Source organism: Escherichia sp. R1, assembly GCF_003000935.1.
GTDB lineage: Bacteria > Pseudomonadota > Gammaproteobacteria > Enterobacterales > Enterobacteriaceae > Escherichia > Escherichia coli.
Map to the genome: position 1 here is coordinate 71,302 of NZ_PSRU01000003.1, position 18,761 is coordinate 90,062.

At 59.9% G+C, this 18,761-nt stretch carries 4 protein-coding genes and 1 pseudogene; all 5 read right to left on the reverse strand.

Annotated features, from left to right (window positions below; translation table 11 throughout):
* Positions 1 to 2 precede the first annotated feature (2 nt).
* Entirely contained in the window at positions 3 to 806 is an 804-nt protein-coding gene (gene ybtT / locus C4F37_RS04805) for a yersiniabactin biosynthesis thioesterase YbtT (RefSeq protein WP_000194283.1), read from the reverse strand.
* The gene (gene ybtU / locus C4F37_RS04810; RefSeq protein WP_000982870.1) at positions 803 to 1,903 is read right to left on the reverse strand and encodes a yersiniabactin biosynthesis oxidoreductase YbtU; all 1,101 of its coding nucleotides are present in this window, start codon (positions 1,901 to 1,903) and stop codon (positions 803 to 805) included. Before ybtU ends, ybtT begins: the two co-directional genes overlap by 4 nt.
* Positions 1,900 to 11,391 (reverse strand): yersiniabactin polyketide synthase HMWP1, encoded by a 9,492-nt coding sequence (gene irp1, locus C4F37_RS04815; RefSeq protein ID WP_001773981.1) that lies wholly within the window; start codon positions 11,389 to 11,391, stop codon positions 1,900 to 1,902. The genes ybtU and irp1 overlap by 4 nt, the downstream gene beginning before the upstream one ends.
* 72 nt (positions 11,392 to 11,463) lie before the next feature.
* Positions 11,464 to 17,585, reverse strand: a pseudogene (irp2, locus tag C4F37_RS04820) (yersiniabactin non-ribosomal peptide synthetase HMWP2).
* Positions 17,586 to 17,775: 190 nt separating this feature from the next.
* On the reverse strand, positions 17,776 to 18,735 hold the full coding sequence (gene ybtA, locus C4F37_RS04825) for a yersiniabactin transcriptional regulator YbtA (RefSeq protein WP_000140400.1): 960 nt from the start codon (positions 18,733 to 18,735) through the stop codon (positions 17,776 to 17,778).
* Positions 18,736 to 18,761: the final 26 nt, after the last annotated feature.

The window sequence follows — 18,761 nt, forward strand, 5'->3', positions numbered from 1 at the left end:
CGTCACCTTTCTGAAGTACTGGGCTGTTTTTGCCACGCGGTCATTGCAGAAAATGCGTGGGGAAAATGGCGGACAATCTGCGTAAAAAAGGACCGGGCTTGTTGAATGGGATAGAAGTGATCGCCGTCAATCACCACCGGGCCTGTAACGTGGCTCAGCCACTGACGCCAGGCATCGACCTGCTGCCAGGAGGCTTCGCGATCGTGGCTGCCGCACAATAACAGCGCAGGCGTGCGCAGCGGCGGACAGACGTCGGGCGAGTCGTAGTGATAGCTCTCGGTGGCGTAAAAATCAGCGCGCAGAAGAGGAAGAAACAGCGACATTAATTCCTGGTTTTCCCGCAGTTCAGGAGAACATCCGCCAATGTCTATCAGCTCAGCGATAAAGTCGGCATCATCGCGATGGCTGAGCTGGCGTTCAGAATGCAGATGCGGGGCATGGCACCCGGAAATAATCAGTCCTTGTGGCGCAAGCCCCCGTTGCTCCAGAAGTCGGCAGGTTTCAAACGCCACCTGCGCCCCCATGCTGTGCCCGGCGAGTAAAAGCGGCGTGTCAGGCGATACGGATGCTTCCAGCTCGTTCGCCAGCAGTGCCGCCAGTTGTGTAATGCTTCTGAGCGGTTCCAGATGGCGAAGGCGATCGCGCCCCGGCCAGGTCACCAGAGAAAGCGCGCAATCAGCCAGTTGCTCAGCTTGCCAGTGGCGAAACGCGCTACTGCTGCCGCCAGCGAAAGGGCACATGACCAGATGCGCAGTATTGCCGTTCCGGGCGGGCCACAGCGGTATGCACATTGCAGATTGCGTCACAGCGCCTCCTTATCATCATCGTTGTAGAAACCGGCTAACCGGTCGTGGTGCGGCGGCGTCAGGCGTCTGATCTCCGCATTGCCGGTCTTACGTAAAATCTGCTGCCATAAACGTGATAACGCGATCTGATGTACGCTTTGGCAGGCCGCTGGTGGATGTTCGCCCGCCAGATGGCTGCGCAACTGGTGTAGCAACCAGCTGACGCCCTCCGGCCCGACGGTTTCGCAGCAGTCGCGCCAGCTCAGGGGCGCCGCGCTGCGCGTCAGACCCGGCAGATCGCGCAGGATCTCCGGTCTGCGGTAGAGGCTGTGGGCGTTCTCCTGATGGTCTGCGACAAACAGGCTGGATGACCAGATGACGGGGCCGTAGCTCGCCTCCAGCGAAAGATGACCTTCCGGCCAGCCCAGCAGCAGGCGGTGCATGATAAGGCTATGCATATCTGGATCGTCAGGATCGAGATAGCGCTGAAGCAGCAGGCAGGCTTCTCCCTCCGGCCAGAAGAGTCTCAGACAGTGAAAATCGCTAAAGCTGCCAACCACGTCGCACTCCACGGCGGCGGCATCAACGCCCAGAGCCAGCAACAACAAATCCAGAGTGGAGTAGAGCAACTGTCGGCTGGTGGTGGCGTGGACCACCTGCGGCGTCTTAGCCAGACAGCGACGCAGCTGCTGCGCATCGCGAAGCCATGTGCGTCCCGCGCGCGTATGCGGATAAAACGTGTTTACCCAATAGCAGCAGCCCTGTTCCTGCGCCAGCGTTTGTAAGGAACTGATGTCATCCGGGTGGAGGGGATGCTCCTGAATGACGTGTACGCCGCGCGTCAGAAAGTGTCTGGCAAGCTGCGTACCGGTTCCTCCGGCGACGGTCGAACGCACGACAATACAGGCGATATCCGGCATCCTGGTTATCTGTTCCGGCGAGGTATACAGCGGAATGCCAAACGCATGAGCCAGCTCTCTTGAACGGGCGCTTCCCTGCGCCAGCAGGCCGACCAGTTCCAGCCCCTCCGGGGGCTGCATAAAGGCATTCAGGTACATTTCGCCAAATTTGGCGCCCACAATCAGTACGCGTTGTTTTGGGGAGGCGGACGGCATCATAACGTGTTCTCCGGTTGCGTTGAGGTTGCGCAAAGCCAGCGCGTAATGTGTTGCGCACAAGCCTGAACGTGGGGGGCTTCCATCATGATTTGCCAGTGGCTGGCTTCAATCACAGCGTCGTCGGCGTTGTTTATCCAGCCCTGCCACTCGGTTTCTGCTGGCGTCCAGTGCGCGGGTCTCCCGGCGGCATACACCATGAGACAGGGGACCGGAACGCTTTCGCCCGGCGTATGCTCAGTCAGTAAACGCAGCAGATGCGCGATGTTGTCGAGCCACGTTTCTGCCGCTTGCAGCGTCAGGTTTTGCGACACCATACCGGCCGTTTTAGCGAGGCTGATAAAGTCGGCAAGCTGGCTGTCGGGCGTCTGCTGGTCGAAATGTTCGGGCAGTGCCAGAGGCGTTTGTCCTTCGGCTAACAGGCGCAGCAGGGCCGCCCGGTTTGCGCAACAGAAATCCTGTCGGCACACGGGATCGATTAACACCATCCGAACCTGCTTGCCTTTGGCGTACAGGCGCTGTGCGGCGCCCGCCGCAAGAAACGCGCCATACGACCAACCCGCCAGCACATAAGGGCCGTGAGGCTGCTGACGACGGATGCACCCGACATACTCATCGATCATCTGGTCGAGCGTGGCAAAGCGCTGCGGCGATTTTGCTTGCAGGCCGAAAACGCGCCTGTTCAACGCGCTAGCGAGCGGCAGCCAGGCGCTGATATCGCCGTCTGAAGCGTGGAAGACAAACAGGGTTTCCTCACCGTCGCCCTGGCAAAGGGGTATCGGGTTGTCCTCTCCTGACGTAGCCGCCTGTAGATGGGCGCAGAAGTCGCTCAGCGTCGAATGGCTGAACAGATCCTGAAGGTTAGCCCTGGCAATCCCTCTCCGGTTTAGCTGCGCGACCATCCTTGTCGCCATCAGGCTGTCGCCGCCCAGTTCGAAAAAGTCGTGATGCCTTGCCACGGGGCGAGACAGCAGCGATTGCCAGAGTTCAGCCACCTGTTTTTCCAGCGCCGGATTCCCCCCGGCAACTGGCGTGGGTTTGGCTGGCTCAGTCGGCGCATCAGACGGGGCATGCAGCGGCGTAAATAACGCTTCTCTTTGCCGGATCTGTAAAATGGGCAGACCGGTGCCAAAGCGCTGCTGTAAATAGCGGCTCACGGCTTTTTTATCCGGGCGATTTACGCCAGGCGAACGCGCTACCAGCAGATGCTGGCGCAGCGGCGACGATTCCTGCGCGGGCCACGCCAGCTCGTTTGCAAACCCGGCCTGAACGAGAACCTCCTGCCATGCGGAGCGGGTGAGCATCGGTTTCTCATCCCGGCGGCGGAAATCGCGGTATCCGCTTAATCCCTCAATAAAGCCCACGCTCGCCAGCTGGAATACGCTGTTTCGCTCCGTCGCTTCAACGATCAGCAAACGTCCGCCGGCTTTCAGCAACAGTTTTAATCTGCGCAACGTCTGGACGACATGGCTGGCGTCGTGGAGCACATTGACGGCAACGATCAGGTCGTAACCCGCCTCCGGGTGGGCGGTGAAATCCAGCGGCTGGTTGATGTCGAACAAGGCATAAGACACCTGCGATTCATCATGGAAACGGGCTCTGGCGTCATTGAGGAACTGCGCGGAGACGTCCGTGAAGTGGTACGACTGCCGCGTGTTCCGCGTGGCCTTCAGCACCGGCGCGGTAGTGGCTGCGGTTCCGGCGCCAACCTCCAGAATCCGTTCTGCGCTGCACAAGGCGGCAATCTGCGCGGTATAGCGATTCAGACAGGCGCTGGCGGGGTTGTCGCGATACAGCGCGTCGGTAACGCGATGCTGCTCGTTGAACAGCAACTCCAGCGGAGAACACTGCCCGGAGAAGAGGGCGTCGTGCCGGGCGATGCAGGTTTCCAGATACTGCGCCAGCGCCTGGCTCCATTGGCTTTGCGGGCACGCTTCCTGAGGCTCAGGAATCTCGCTGAGCGGAATGCGGCAGCGCCAGCTTTCACCTTCGCGGATTAACCACTCTCTTTCCGTCAGACACTGTAGCCACTGGCGCAGCAGACGCTGGTGAGACGCTTGCGCGGACAGCGCCTGTACTATTGCGCTAAAGCGATGGGCGATCTCCGGCGTGGTAAACAGGCCGTGACGATTTAGCGTAGCCGCGATCCCCTGTAGCGCACGCGCCTCCAGCCAGCGCCAGGTCGCCTCCAGCTCATCAAGCTGCGCCTGCTCAGGCAACGGCAGCGCCAGTTGGGTAAGTTCGTGCTCATCAGGCATCGCCGCTGATGGCGACGGATCGTCGGCCATCACGATATCCAGCGTCAACGCGCCCTGTTCGGTTATTTCCGCTCTGGCCTGCCGGATGCCGGGGTATTCGAGCGTCGCCTGCTCAATATCCCGCAGGTCGTAGTCCGCCTGCGCGTTCAGCGGCCAGCGTCGGCGGGGAATGTGCCTGGCGATGCCGCTGGCGAGAGTCTTCAGGCTTTCAGGGGCGGCGATGACGGCTTGCAGGATGGCGCAATAGTCATTAAACATCGCCTCGGCAGCGCCGGGTTCCAGCACGTTGTCCATGCAGTACCAGCTAAACATCAACTCGCCGTCGCTCTCCATGACCTGATGATCCAGCCAGACCTGCGGCGTTTGCGTGAATACATAGCAGGGTTCGCCGAACAGATGGCTCATCGCCTGATCGATAGTCATGCCTTCCAGCGTCATCCCCAGCATACTGGTAAACACTACCGGCATCAGCGGTTGACGTTGTGATCCGCGCAGGCGGCCCAGCTCACGGATCACCTCAACACCGTTCATTTCACTGTGCGCCATGTTTTGCCAGAGGCGCTGTTGGGTCTGTTGCATCTGCTCTTGCAACGTCACCGGCGCTGAGAAGTTAAAATCAACCAGCGTGACGGAGGTAAAATCACCAATCAACTGGTTGATTTGCGGATGGATCGGCTGGCGATTGAAGAACGTCAGGTTCAGCGTAAATGTTGTGGTACGGCTCCAGCGCTCAAGGGTGGCGGCAAACAGCGTGAGCAGCGCGGCAGACGGTGTGACGCCTTGCTGCTGCCAGCGCTGTTTCACGGCCTGCCATTCTGTCTTGCCGATCGTCGATTTGAAGGTGGTGAAGTGTGGCGTTTCCGGGGGCGTCTCAACCACCGGCAGCTCTGGCGCTAAGGGCAGTTGCGGCAGTTTTTCCTGCCAGTAATCCCAGGCATCGTGCCATGCCGATGTCTGTCGGCGCGCCTGTTCAGCCATCACATAATCACGGAAGGTAATAGCGAGCGGCGCCAGCGTTTCACCGCGCCAGACCTGCGCCAGGTCGTCCATCATGACTTTAAAACTCTGCACATCAAACTGCAAAAGGTCGAGGTTCATATGCAGACGGTAATGGCAATCGTCGATTTCGCTGACCACCAGCTCAAAAAGAGGCCACTGGTCGGCAGGCAAAACGCGATAGCTCAGTTCATGCCGCCGTTTTTCCAGCGCGATGCGCTGTTCTTCCGGGGAAAGCGCGCGCAGATCGTCACGCGGGATGTGATACTCCGGCGTTGTCGCCAGGATTCGCTGCTGCCCGTCGGCATCAACCACCATACGCAACATATCGTGGCGTGCGATGAGCTGGTTCCATGCTTTCTCCAGTATGGCGAGATCGAACTCATCGTGGCGTTTATCCCACTCAAACAGGACGTGACAGGCGACGCCGCCATAGCCAATGAGGTGGGTTCGCCCCAGCCAGTAGGCGTGCTGAATGGGCGTCAAAGGGAAGGGCGCATAACGCTCGTCGGCGTCGTGCCGCAACACTTCCGGCTGCGAAGCGGCAGGCGTCGCCTCTGGCTTAGAACAGATAAGCTGCGTGAGTCCATGAGGAGACAGATCCTGCCACGCCCGTTCCGCATTGATGCGTACACCCAGGTAGTGCTGAATATCGCTACTGAGTTCAAGGAAGAGCAGCGAGTCCATGCCGAGTTGCAACAGATCCTGGTTTGGATGCAGTGACGCCGGATCGCTCAGCCTTAGCTGAACCGCAATCCGCTTTTTCAGCCATGCCATCACCGCTGTTTCATCGCTCAGGCTGCCGTTAAAGGCGTTGTCATCAGCAGGAGGAATGACCGGCGTTGCGGCTTTTTCTGTGGCGCTGATGTTAAACAGAGCCTGTTGTAACGGGGGCATTTTGTCGGTAAAAACGCGCATCGCCAGTCGCCACGGGGCGCCGCGCATCACCGCCTGTTCCAGGTGCCAGCAGCCTTCGGCATCGCTTAACGCGCCCATACCTCGGCTGGCGAGCGTCGCCAGCATTTCCGGCGTGGCCGCCCGACCGCTTTCTCCCCATGCGCCCCAGGCGACAGAGAGCGTTTTCGGCGCATCAAGGGTGGAAAACTGCTGGGCCAGCCCGTCCAGGTAGCCGCAGGCCAGCGCATGGGCGCTCTGACCCGGCGCGCCGAGGGTGGCGGCAGCGGAAGAGTAGAGAATAAGATAGCGTCCGTCGTGGTTGCGCAGGGTTTGCAACAGTTGGCTTGCCGCCTGCGCTTTTACCGCGAAAACGGCAGCCAGCTGGTGGTCATCAAGCTCCTGCAAGGGCGCGTCAGCCAATACGCCAGCGGCATGAATCGCTCCGGCAATGCCGCCGTTGGCCGCCAGATCGTCAAGAACCGTGGCCAGTTGCCCGGCATCGCCCACATCACAACGGCAGACGCGCGTCTGCCCGCCCTCCACGTCGCGTAGCCATGACTCATCCACGCGCGGTGCCAGCAGGGCGATGCGTCGCGCCCCTTTTTCTCTGAGCCAGTTCACGGCAAGGCGGCCTAATCCGCCAAACGCTCCGGTCACCAGATGCCAGCGGCTATCGCCGGTAAACACGTTTGCCGGTAATTCAGCGGCGCATCCCGTATTGGGCGACAGTGAAGGAAGCCAAAGGGTGTCACCCCGTGCGGCGAGCCAGCGCTGTGATAGTGAGACTGCGCTCAACCCTTGATGCAGCGTTTCCCACGGGGTGTTTTCGGCGAGATCGATGGCGGCAAGCAACCGTTCCGGCTGTTCGTTGGCCGCGACGCGAAGCAAGGCCCATAGCGCGTGATGGGATGCAGAGAGTGCTTCATTTTCCTCGACTCGCCACGCGCGGCGAGTAACCACAATCAATCCGGCTGCGCTGGCGGTGAGCGCTGCTATCACTTTCTCCGCTAAGGCCAGCGTATCCTCGCTCTCCTCAACAATCATCAGTCGTGAAGAGGCGTGCGGATCGTGAATGATGCCGTATTGCGCCAGCTCGTCGCTGCGCGCAAGCGTACCGGCGCTGAAGCTAAAGGTAAGCGGATGGTCAATGCTGGCGACGTTGAGGGGCGTCCAGCGCCATTGATAATGCGTTTGCGGCGCAGGAAGAGGCTCGGCGGGCGATAGCGGCAGCCACTCGCCAGCAGGATGACGGGCTTCAACGCGCATCTGACCGCGGGAAAAGGCTTCGTTTTGCCAGCTTAAGCGAACCTTCCCTAGCCACTCCGGGGCGGCGACGGGGGGCGGTTCCACAGGCAGAGCGTCGCCATGACGCTGTGAAAGCAGACGCCAGGCCTCCTGCCAGCGGGCGTTAAACCGTTCGGGCTGACCTGCGCAATCAGACCAGTCGGCGAGATAATCACCGTTATCCGTCAGCGCCTGCCCCAACACGGGTTCTGATGGCGCGGTGAATGTTACGGCGCTAACCGCCTGACCGGGCAGCGTGGCGAGAATGATATGTTCGCTCATCCCGGCGGTCGGGCTGCCATCCTGCGGTAGCCACGCCACTTTGCTGAATCCGGCGTGGCGGCACTGTTGTTGCCACTGAGCGGTGGTGAGGAATAACTCACCTTCGCGGGCGTCGAGATCCTGTAGCGGAAGAACCAGCGGGCCGAAAACGAAGTCAAACAGACGCATTGGCTGGGTGATTTCGCGCATCAGCAGGCGCCCGCCCGGCTTGAGCAGGGGGCGCAGATTATCGAGCGTGCGGCCAATATGGCGGGTGGCGTGAATCACGTTCGCTGCCACGATAAGATCGTAAGACTGTGCCTGGAAACCCTGAGACTGCGCCTCTTTTTCGAGATCCAGCTCGCTATACTTCACAAAATCATAGTCGGCGAATTTCTGCTGGGCGCGACGGGTGAACAGCGCCGAGATATCGGTGAAATGGTACTCCAGTGCCGGAACGCCGTTGAGTTCCGGCAGCAGCCACGCGGTGGTGCCGCCGGTTCCGCCGCCAACTTCAAGAATACGCAACGGCTGGCGGGGCTGACGCGTCTGGACAATGCCGCGTAATACCCCGGCGGCGATTTGGTTGAAATAGCGGCCAAAGCTGAATTCCTGATACAGCACTTCCACGCCGTCGGAGGCGCTTTGCGGGAAGATAATCGCCACCGGTTCTTCCGCGCCGCTCATCATTTCATATAACCGATCGCCGGCACGGGCGATGGTGTCGGGAATAGCCTGAAAACCTTCACAATAACCGGCAAGTTCCGTCAGCAGTGATTCCCGCTGTTGATGTTCAATGGGGCGGGCGCGGACGTATCGCCCGTCGGTGCAGCGGTAATCGCCGTCGACCACGCAGTTATTCAGCAGGCGCTGGAGTAGCTGCTGGTAGCGGGGCAGCAGACGTCCACGGCGCATGATGGTCATGGCGTCCACGCCGTTCTCTATGGCATCGCCGGTACAGCGTTGTACCAGTTGATCGACGTAGATGGCGTGCAGTCGCGTGGCGCACTGTTTAAGCGCTTCCAGGCGAGGGAGATCGAGCGCTGTCGCGGCGCGACTCGCCACCTCCAGCCCGGCAGACAGCGCTGCGTCGGCAGGCTCGCAGGCCGGGGAGACGCGCTCTTTCCAGTAACGCTCAGTATCAAACGGATAACATGGCGCAGCGATACGTTGTCCATCGCCCGCCAGCAGGTCGGCCCACGGTAGGGCGACGCCGGCAGCGTAAAGCTGGAGCAGGGCCTGATTGAGGACATCGCTCGCCTCTTTGTTACGCCGGGCGCTGGCTATCCAGTATGCGTTATCGCGGTATTCGCGCTGCCCGCAAGCAACCAACTGGGCATCGGGCCCCATCTCCAGAAAAACGCGGGCGCCGAGCTGATGCGCCACCTGAATACTCTGGATAAAACGCACCGGCTGGCGCATGTGTCGGCGCCAGTAATCCGCCTGGTTGAGCGTTGACTCATCAATGACGTCGGCGGTGAGCGTGGAAATAATCGGTATTTGCCCCGGCTCCGCGTGCAGTCCCGCGCAGGCGTCCTGGAACCGATCGAGTATCGGCTCCAGTAAAGCGGAGTGCGCCGCACCGGTTACGCTCAGGCGACGATAGTTAATGTCATGCTGCGAGAGCGTGGCGCAAAATACCGCGAGACGGGCTTCCGGCCCGGAAAATACCGTATGTTGCGTACCGTTGTTGGCGGCGAGATCCAGCTCAAACTGGCGAGCCAGCGGCATCAGCGTGTCTTCGTCTGCAAATACCGCCACCATCGCGCCGCTTGCGCACTGCTGCATTAGCGCGCCGCGCCGACAAACCAGTGGCATGACCTGTTCAATCGTATAGTGTCCGCAGACAACGGCAGCGGCAAATTCACCGACGGAATGCCCAATGGCGAAGTCTGGCTTCAGTCCTTCAGCACGCCAGTGCGCCGCCATCGCGATTTCAAACGCGACAATCGCCGGCTGCGCCCAGGCCATATTGTCCAGCTGCGCCGAGTCGGGGTTAAACATCGCTTCGCGCAGTGACGGCATGAGCATTTCGCTACAGGCGGAAAAACAGCGATCCAGCGTGTCGGCAAACGCCGTTGAGTGCTGGTACATCGTCTGACCCATAGTGCGCCAGTGCGAGCCCTGGCCGGTAAACAGCCACACCTGCTTGCCGCTGGCTCCGTGGCCGCTGTATACCTGCGCCCCCGATTTCTCACTAGCCCAGGTGCTGAGCGCGTCGGCGGTTTCACGGTTTAATGGCACCGCCAGGCGGAAAGGAAGATCGAGACGGCGCGCGTGCAGGGCCGTGAAGGCCAGATCGCTGGCATCCGCATTCTTCCTCAGCGCCCCGGCATAATCCGTCGCCAGCCGCCGCAACGCGCTGTCGCTGGCGGCGCTGAGCAGCAGCGCAGTACTTTTTCTGCCGCCATCCGTATTGGGGAGGCGCGCGTTGAGCGCATCGGGCAGCGAGGCGACGATCATATGGCAGTTGGTGCCGCCAATACCAAAGGAGGATACGCCCGCATAGCGCATTTCATCCTGCCACGCTTGCGCCGACACTGGTACGGTAAAGGGGCTCTCTTCAAGTTTCAGCGCCGGGTTGGGGGTGTGGAAATTCAATAAGGGTGGAATTTGTCCGCGACTGACGGCCAGAACGGTTTTCAGCAGTCCGGCAATGCCCGCCGCGGTATCCAGATGCCCCATATTGCTTTTCACGGAACCGAGCGCACAGCGCCTGTCCTGCGGGCGCGGCGCATAGACGTTGCGTAACGCTTCTATTTCAATCGCATCGCCCAGCGGTGTGCCGGTGCCGTGGGTTTCAATGTAACCTACCTGCCTGTCGTCGATGGCCGCCAGCATTAACGCCTCTTCGATGACTGCCTGTTGCCCTGCGACGGAAGGGGCGGTATAGCCGACCTTTCTGTTGCCGTCGTTGTTGACCGCGCTGGAGAGGATCACCGAGATAATCGGATCGCCTGACAGCAGCGCGTCTCTCAGGCGACGCAGCACCACGCAGCCGAGACCGTTACCGGCCCAGGTGCCCTCAGCCGAGGCGTCAAAGGGACGACAGTGACCATCAGGAGAGAAAATCATTCCGGGCTGGTAGCGGTAGCCTGCCTGCTGGGGGAAAGAGAGCGCCACGCCGCCGGCAACCGCCATATCGGATTCGCCTGCGCGCAGGCTTTCACAGGCCAGATGCACGGCAACCAGCGAGCTGGAGCAGGCGGTCTGTACCGATAACGCCGGGCCGTGCAGGTTGAGTTTGTACGCGGCGCGGGTGGCAATATAGTCTTTATCATTGCCCATCAGAGATTGCAGACCTTTTACCTGCGCGACTTCTGTCACGTTCAATGCTTCGCGACCGGGGTAGGTACTCATCCGGGAAGAGGCGAAAACGCCGGTCTTATGGGGGACGGCGCCGGGGGCATAACCGGCATGTTCCAGCGCATGCCAGACCGCCTGCAAAAACAGGCGCTGCTGCGGGTCCATCGACTCCGCTTCCTGTCGCGAATAGCCAAACAGGGTGGCGTCGAAGCAGTCGGCGTTGTCTAACACCGTACCGATATTGACATAATGAGGATCGTCAATGATGGCGACATCCAGACCGACGGCCAGAAGCTCTTCGCGCGTAAAGCGTCGGCTGCATTCACGACCTTCCAGCAGATTTTGCCAGAACGTTTCGCCATCCGGCGATTCAGGAAAATGGCAGGCGTAGCCGATAACCGCGACAGGTTCGCAGTCCGGGTAGTGTTGAACGATCGATGCATCAATGGAATCTGCTGTCGGCGCAGAAGAGAAGCGCAAGTTATCCATAATCGGTCCCGTTTCCTAATATTCACAAAGTCAATGGAACGCCATGCGTTCGCGATGGCGTTCCGGGGAAAATCAGTTTGCTTCGCGCGATATCCGCCGCTGACGACGGCGAACAGGGCGAGGTCGTTTTGTTTTCTCCACCGTGGCGACGCCGGCCAGATAATCGGCCAGGGCAGCAGGAGAAGGGTGGGTGAAGAGGTCAAGCAACGTCAGGGTGGAAAATTCGTGACGTTGTAACAAAACGTGCAGTTGCACCAGATTCAGCGACGTTGCGCCCGCCTCAAAGAAGTTTTCTGCGGGCGTGACAGACTCGCCAACCACCTCGCGGAAGGCGTCGCAAATCAGGCTGACGGTGCTCTCGTCCGCCGCAATGTGTGGCTGAGAGTGCTCAGGGCATACGCGCGGTGAGCGCTCTGCGCATTGCCCTGCGTGTTTAACGGGAGGCACCAGCGCGGCGAGCGGCAGTTGCCAGCCGCTTTCATCCTCGGCCATTCGGTTTAGCAATGCGCAATACTGTTCAAACTGGCGCTCCACCTGCCCGGCAGGAAACAGCGCGGCGACAAAATCCCAGTTAAAGCGCAGTTCGCCTTCGGATTCATAAATCTGGTGATCGAGCCAGACCTGCGGCGTCTGGGAGATGCCCCAGACCGGTTTGAGCAGATTACGCCGGGCGAGGAAGTTATCCTGCTCAAAGCCCAGCGCGCTGGTAAAGACGACGGGCATCGGAACGGCTGGCACGTTTTGCCGTTGCGCCAGTTGACGCATCACGCGGATGGCTGACACATCGCGGTGGTTGAGGTTCTGGCTCAGCCGCTGCTGTAGTGACTGCGCGCTGTGCAGCCAGCTTTCGCCGGGATGCCAGCTCAGCAGCATCAGCGAGGTGAAATCGCCCAGAATCTGGTTGATTTGCGGGTGCAGTGGTCGCCTGTCGAAAAGCGTAAGATTAAGCGTGAACTCAGGCTGCGCGCTCCATGCAGAGAGCACGGTTGACCACACGGACAACAGCACGGCTGACGGGGTGAGATGGGCGTCAGCCGCCCGTTTTTTCAGCCGATGCCAGCGTGTGCTGTCGAGTACGTCGTTCAGGCGAGCGAAGCGCGGTGTTTCAACCTCCTGAGGCAAGCAGCGCAGCGGCAATGCAGGAGCCGGAGGAATATCATCAAGTTGCGCCTGCCACCATGCCAGAGAATCTGCGTTAAGCGACTGGATCGCGGGTTGTTGCAGGTAATCCCTGTAGGTGACGGGTAGCGGCGGAGGCAACTGTTGCGGATATTGGTAGCCATGTTCCAGCTCCGCCAACAGAATCTGCATGCTCAGCCCGTCAAGTAACAGGTTATCCAGACACAGCCACAGGCGGGCGGGCATCCCGTCAACGTAACCGACCTGGAGATCGAATACCGGCCAGACTTCGGGGTTGAGTACCTGATGGGCCAGTTTTTCGCGCACCTGCAACGCCTCTTCAGGCGTATGGAGGATGTGTGCGGGTATTACCCAGCGAGGCGTCTGTTCGAGCACCTGTTGCTGTCCATCACGCACGACGGCGCGTAGCATATCGTGGCGGGCGATTAATCGGTTCCAGACCGTCTCCAACCGGGTGAGATCCAGATCGGCAATTTCAAATTCAACAAAGAAATGTGAGCCGACGCCGCCCAGGGCAAAGCCCGGCTGACGCCCCACCAGGTAAGCCTGCTGCACGTCGGTAAGCGCAAAGGGCTGGTAGCGATCTTCAGGGGAGTGGACGAATGGTTGTTCGACCGGGACGTCGGTTTTCCGCAGCGTGGCGGCAAAATCCGCCAGCCGGGGATGATTAAACAGGTCGCTTAATTGCGCTTCATAACCTGCCTGATGAAGTTGCCCGGTCAGACGGGTCGCCAGCAGGCTATCGCCGCCTTGCTGGAAGAAGTCGGTTTCTCTGGTGACATTGCCAGTTGATAAGAGTTGCTGCCAGAGGGCGGCAACCTGTTTTTCAATGTCGCCCTGGGGTAAATCCGCTTCGGCCGGGTTTTCCGCTTCAGGGGTATGACGACGCTTCAGCGCCTGGTAGTCAATTTTCCCGTTAGCCGTCAGCGGTAAGGCGTCGAGGAAGACGATCCGTTGCGGCACCATCCACCCCGGCAGACGCCCGGCGAGGGCGGCCTGAAGTTGACGGGGATCGCGGCGCACCTGCCTGTCAGGACATTGTACGAGGAAGCGTTGTAACCCCGCGACCTCATCGCCATGCTGACAGTTGAAGCCGGCCGCGCTAAATAATGCCGCCCAGTCGGCGCTGTTATGCAGCAAGGCCTCCGGCTGCCCATTGGTTAACAGGAGCGTGCTGAGTAGGGCGGACGGCGTTAACTGGCGAAACTCCATCACGTAGAGCAGCGCGCCGGGAACGGCAAGCTGTTGTAATGTCGCAAGGAGCCCGGGATCTTCCGGCAGCAGACGATGCAGGGCGTTATTAAGCCAGATAATGTCCGCCGAGTGAGCGTGCGCCGCCAGCGTGTCTGCATTCCAGAGGGACAGACGGGCGCCAGGCCAGGGGGCGAGCCTCTGCCGGGCGCTCAGCAGCATCTTCTGGCTCTGCTCAAGCCCGACATACTCAATCTGTCCGGCGTTGAGCTGTGCTAACAGCGATTCTGCGGCGCGGCCAGTGCGGGTTCCCACCTCAAGCAGGCGTACCGGGCGCTGTAAGCGCTGTGCAAGCTGTTGGCAAATTGTCGCCAGTTCCTGAATATACGGGGCGCTGGCCGGATGGTTAAAGGCCAGGCTTTCCGGCGACCACTGCGCGTCGTTCAGTAACGACAGTTCGTTACGGGCACCGCGAAGAATTTGCGATAACGTTAAATCATGTCCGCTGAAGTGCGGGTGCTCATCCTCGCGTTCTTCACCAGCGCAGACCTGATAACCTTCAGCAGCGGGCTTCAGTCGCCGTTGTGTCACCAGAAATGCTAACCAGCGTTCCACCACGGCCTGCCAGCGCGGCTGGATAGCGAGTGAGTTCATCAGGGGGAGAGGATCGGCGCCAGCGGTGTGACCCGGCTTCAGTTTTAGCAGGCGATGCTGAAGGAAATCGGCTACCTGTTCTGCGGAGATCTCTGGCGAGATGGCGCAACAGGGCAACGTTCCCGCAAGCGTGTGCCACGCCTGCGGCAGTGCCGGGTTCCGATGATCGGTAACGCAAAAAGCCTCGCCCTGAGGAACAACGTATGCCGCCAGCGTTTTTTCTTTTTCGCCGATCGCCAGAACGGTTGCTTGTTTCACCCCCGCCAGCTGGCTGAGCGCGCTTTCGATTTCGCCCAGCTCGATGCGATATCCTCCGACTTTGACCTGCTTGTCGCGACGACCGAGGAACTCGATTGTGCCATCTGGCCAGTAGCAGCCGAGATCGCCGGTGCGATACCAGCGCTCGTCCGGGAGCGTCAAAAATTGCTGCTCGCTACGCAGGGGATCGTTGAAATAGCCTTCCGCGACCCCAATGCCGCCAATCCATAATTCACCCGGCACCCAGTCAGGGCAGTCCCGGCCCTGTTCATCCACCACCCGGTAGCGTTGGTTGGTTAGCGGAAAACCGTAAGGGATGGAGCGCCAGTGGGCAGGGACGTCGTGAATTTCGCAGGCGTTAGACCAGATAGACGCCTCGGTGGCGCCGCCCATCGCGATAAATTGTCCTTGTGGCCGGAAGGCCCGATAACGGGCGGGGAGGTCAAGCCCGATCCAGTCGCCGGAAAGCATCACTGCGCGCAGGTTTTCCGGCGTGGCGTCGGCGAAACCTTCACACCAGGTCAGCAGCATATCGAACAGCGCCGGGACGCTGTTCCAGAGCGTGACCTGATGGCGCTGGATCAGCTCACACCATGCGTGAGGATCGCGCCGTTGATTTTCCATCACCATCACCAGCGCGCCGCCCGCGCGCAGTACGCCAAAAATGTCGTAAACCGATAAATCAAAATGTAGGGCGGAGAGGGCCAGCACCTTGTCATGCGGGCCAACCTGATAGCGGGTATTGATATCGCAACAGGTGTTAAGCGCTCCCCGGTGAGAAATGACTACCCCTTTCGGCGTACCGGTAGAGCCGGAGGTGTAGATAATGTAGGCCGGTTGCGTGGGGCGCGTACTACCGGGTTGGCGATCGGCTCCGCCTCAATGGCCTGCTGCCAGGCAAGGGCGGGAATATCGTCTGACCCGGCGCTGGCGTCGTGCTGACAAATGAGCACCAGCCGGACGCTGGCGTCAGCGTAGATTTTCTCGCGCCGTGCGGCAGGCTGATCCAGCGAAACTGGAACGTAAACCGCCCCGGCCAGCAGGACGGCCAGAACCGCAACAAGTTGTCCTGCGCCTTTCGACATCGTGATAGCCACATTATCGCCGGGCTGAACCCCGCACTCGATTAACCTGCCCGCGCAACGGCGGGCATAGTCTGTCAGCTCATGATAATTCCACTGATAACGCATGTCCGTTACCGCCAGCGCCTGCGGCTGTTGCAGAGCGATACGGAAAATGCCTTCATGCAGCAAGCCTTCGGGAATGGGTGCGCCGGTGGCGTTGACCCGTTCGCGTATCGCGCGCTGGCTGGCGGGCATCATATCTGCGAACGGCTTTTGCCAGGCGCTTTCGTCATCGCAGAGTTGGTTAATCAACTGGCAGTAGGCGTCGAACAATGTTTCGACTAACGCCGGAGGGAACAGCGCGTCGTTGCTGTCCCATTGTAGCCAGACCTCGCCGTGATGCTCGAACGCCAGATGATCTATCCAGACCTGCGGCGTTTGCGAGATGCCCCATTCCGGCTCGCCCAACGGCGATTCTGCGCGGCTGCTGTAGAGGGAACGCCCCAAATTGCTGGTAAATACCACCGGGGCGCCGTGGGGGTAGCGCTGCTGGCGTTTGAGTTCACGGAGTAATTCGACGCCGGACCAGTGGCGATGCTCCCAGTCCTCCGTAAACGTGAGCTGGTTTTTACGCGCCAGGTTGCTGACGGTATCGCCATCGCAGGCGGTATCCAGCAGAAGAATATTGGTGAAGTCGGCAAGCATCGCGCCAACCGCCGGGTGCAGCGGCTGGCGGTCGAATAAGGTGATGTTAAGCAGCAGACGCGTCAGGCCGCCCCAGCGAGCCAGCACGGCAGAAAAACAGGTCGCCAGTGCCATTGTCGGCGTCACGCCATACTCGCCGGCCCGGTTGCTAAAGGCGTGCCAGCGTGTTGCCGGGACAATCATGCGGCGTCGGGTATTACGGACTTCACGTAGCGTGGCGGGTTCGCAGGCCAGCGGCAAGACGGGCGCGGGGGGAAGCGTCGATGCTTTCGCCAGCCAGTAAGCGCGCGCGTCGTCTCTCAGTGGTTGATTGATCTTCTGCTGGTGCAGCAAATACGAGCGGAAATCATAGCGGGTGTCGATAGCCGGCAGCGATTCTCCGGCCAGCAGGGCGTTAAGCTCATCGAAGAAAAGCGTAAAGCTGGAGGCATCCATAATCAGCAGGTCAATATTGACATGGAGGCGGTGGCGATTGTCCGGCAAGAGCGTCAGCTGAAAATCAAACGTTTCGCCGATTTCCACGCGTAAAAGACGGTGGCTCAGGCGCTGGCGCAGTGCGTCCAGATAGGCCTGGCGGCTTTCAGCGTCGTTATGGCGTAAATCATGAACGGTGACGCCGTTCCAGTAAGGTTGCGGTAGCCAGACCTGCTGCCCGTCGGGGCGAAAGGCGATATGCAGCATTGGGTGGCGTTGCAGCAAGGTCGTGATGGCCTGCTCCAGCTGCGACGCCGTCAGACAATGGCCTTCAAACTCCTGATACAGGTGGCAACCCACGCCGCCAAGCGTCTGCCCCGGCATGCGGCCCGTCAGGTAGGCGTGCTGTACTGGCGTCAATGGGAAGGGGGTACTTTCGGTCATGTTCGGCCAGGATGATTCGTCGGGCGGCGTTTCTTCTTCCGCGTTCTCCGGCGACCGGCTGAGCATTAACTGGTTCCATGCCGCCAGCGTGGGGGCGGCATACAGCTCGCGAAGGGTAAGGCGGTAGCCATTTTTACGAAACCAGTGTAACCATCTCATCAATCTTATGGAATCCAGGCCGGCCTGGATCAGGTTGCTCTCTTCATGTAACTGCTGCGGCGTTAAATTCAGTTCCTGTATGAGCCGCTCGCGTAATTGTTGGTAATCAGCCGCGTGGCGGTTGTCCGGTAACAGCGAATCCTGAGATGGTGCGCCAGAAATCATTCTTCCTCCTGATGGCACGTCTTACCGAAAAGCATTACTCATATGAGAATAATAATTATTAACAATTGGATGCTACCCGAAACGGGTTTATTTATGCCCGTTTCGGGTTGGTAACAGGCGGAAAGAACAGAGGCCCGGATGGGGTATCCGGGCCTCTGTCAGGGAGGAGTTTAGGGGGGCGCGACCCCGGTTACATCCCGCGTTTAAAGGTCGAAGGAGTTACGCCAAACTGTTTCTGGAAGGCGGCAGAGAAATGGCTGGCGTTGGCATAGCCCAGATCGGCCGCCACCGTCATGACGGAGGTATTGCCGTTGGCCAGGCGTCTTCTGGCTTCCTGCATTCGTTCAGCCTGAAACAGGCCATAGACGCTGTTGTTGAACAGAACGCGGAAGCCTCGCTTAATTTTGAGAACGCTCAGACCGGACTCTCTGGCCAGCTCCGCGACGCCCGGCGCTTGCGTCAGATCAGCCAGCAGCAGATCCTTCGCCCGCAGCAGTTTCTGGCGTTCCATCGGGTTGAAGTGGCAGGAGAGGCAACTGGCGTCTTCGCGATGTTCATCCAGCACCAGACTGAGCATGACCAGACTTTGCCCCTGCAACCATAGCGTCGACGGCTTTTGTTCATGACTGAAGCCGCCGTGCATGCGCATCAGCGCGTGACGCAAGGCCTGAGCCGTTAAGTGGGTTTCAGCATTACAACGGTGCTGCTGGCAACAGCAGTGGGAGTCGATCTTATTCTTAATGACCGCGCTAATATCCGGCACCCACAGCGCGAGGGTTTCAGGGCTGAAGGAGAGGGTAATGCTCTCGAATCGGCCACAATAGGAGGCGCTGCCGCGACAGTCTGGCGTATGGGTAATGTAATGGCGATTGCGCGCAAGCTCCCAGTCGGTGTGACGCCGGAGTCCCTGAATCGCAAAGCGCGATGTGCCTTCCAGGATGCACGAGAAGTTAATCCTGCCCAGATCGTCGTGTAGCTGCAACGTCTCAGGCCGCGCAAAATGGCCCCTCCAGAGCAAAATATCCATACCTTCCTGCAACGAACAGCGCAGCAGTTCACACTGAGCAGGAATATTGCCATCGTTTGCAGGTTTCCCGACCACCAACTGGTGAATAGAGATTTCAGATTGCGTTTGCGGTGACTCCGTCATGACCTGGTTATCTCCCTGTGGCTTAG

What these genes read in the sequence shown, in the direction of transcription:
- ybtU (WP_000982870.1), bottom strand. Translation starts at nt 1,903, where the DNA reads ATGATGCCGTCCGCCTCCCCAAAACAACGCGTACTGATTGTGGGCGCC.
- irp1 (WP_001773981.1), bottom strand. Translation starts at nt 11,391, where the DNA reads ATGGATAACTTGCGCTTCTCTTCTGCGCCGACAGCAGATTCCATTGAT.
- ybtA (WP_000140400.1), bottom strand. Translation starts at nt 18,735, where the DNA reads ATGACGGAGTCACCGCAAACGCAATCTGAAATCTCTATTCACCAGTTG.